General features: G+C 31.3%; 1 protein-coding gene. It reads left to right on the top strand.

All coding sequences use genetic code 11. The annotated features are described in order from the left end of the window. Positions 1-7 precede the first annotated feature (7 nt). Positions 8-1,042 (top strand): sulfatase family protein (locus BD31_RS03925; RefSeq protein WP_256359033.1); only part of this gene is annotated, 1,035 nt, incomplete at its 3' end.

Genomic DNA, 1,042 nt, shown 5'->3' with positions numbered 1-1,042 from the left:
AAGCTCCATTGCTTCCACTTCGCCTTCAATGGGAAGCATGTTTACTGGACTTTTTCCTTTCAAAACTGGAATGAGTAATGATACGTATGAAAAACTAAATTCTGATATACCTACATACGTAGAGCATCTCAAAAAGCATGGTTTTAACACTTTTGCAACAACGTCTGAAGTAAATTCATTTTTAGGGCTAACAGAAGATTTTGATCTTAAACTTGAATCATCAAGTCATAATAATTATTTTAGTTTGTTTAAGGGATTGGGGGAAAAAATTCTTGCAAAGGTAGATTCTGCTTTAAACGAGCCGTGGTTTTTTTATGTTCACGTTAACGACTTACATCAACCAATTGTAGTTCCTGAAAGCTTTGATCATCCAAAATATGGTGAAACCTCATATGAAAGAATGGTCTCTGCAATTGATTCATGGATTGGTAAACTTTTGAAAAAAATTAATCTAGAAAATACTTTGATTATTCTTACAGCAGATCATGGAGAATATATTCGCTCATTAAAAATCAATGATAAAATAATAAATCTTGAGTCTGGAATGGGAGAAAAAACTCTTTGGCAAATTGGTAACAAGGTTCCTAATGTATTATATGGACCAAAAAAAAGATTTTCATCATATCTACACAAAATTAGAAATTCTAGAAGAGAAAAACAAATCAAAAATTTGTCATTGTCAAAATATGAAGAACGAGTCCTTACAACATCACGAATGAGTCAAGGCAGCCATGTCTATGATGATGTATTAAAAGTTCCATTAATTTTTGCAGGTTTTAATATCAAACCTAACGAGATTATTTCACAGCAAGTGGGATTGATAGATGTTTTTCCCACAATTATTGAATTGATAGGATTAGAAAATCTAAATTCAGATATTGATGGAACTAGTTTAATTCCACTCTTTACGAACCAGCATCTTGATGAAAAACCAATCTTCATTCAAAGTATACCCCATATTTCTGAAAACCATAAAAGCTATGTAGGAATTAGAACTAGCAAATTCAAGTATATCAGAAATAGTGATAACAATCAAGATGTT

Source organism: Candidatus Nitrosopumilus salarius BD31 (genome assembly GCF_000242875.2).
GTDB lineage: Archaea > Thermoproteota > Nitrososphaeria > Nitrososphaerales > Nitrosopumilaceae > Nitrosopumilus > Nitrosopumilus salarius.
Note: the sequence above shows the minus strand (reverse complement) of the source record. Positions and strands in the feature narration are given on the sequence as shown.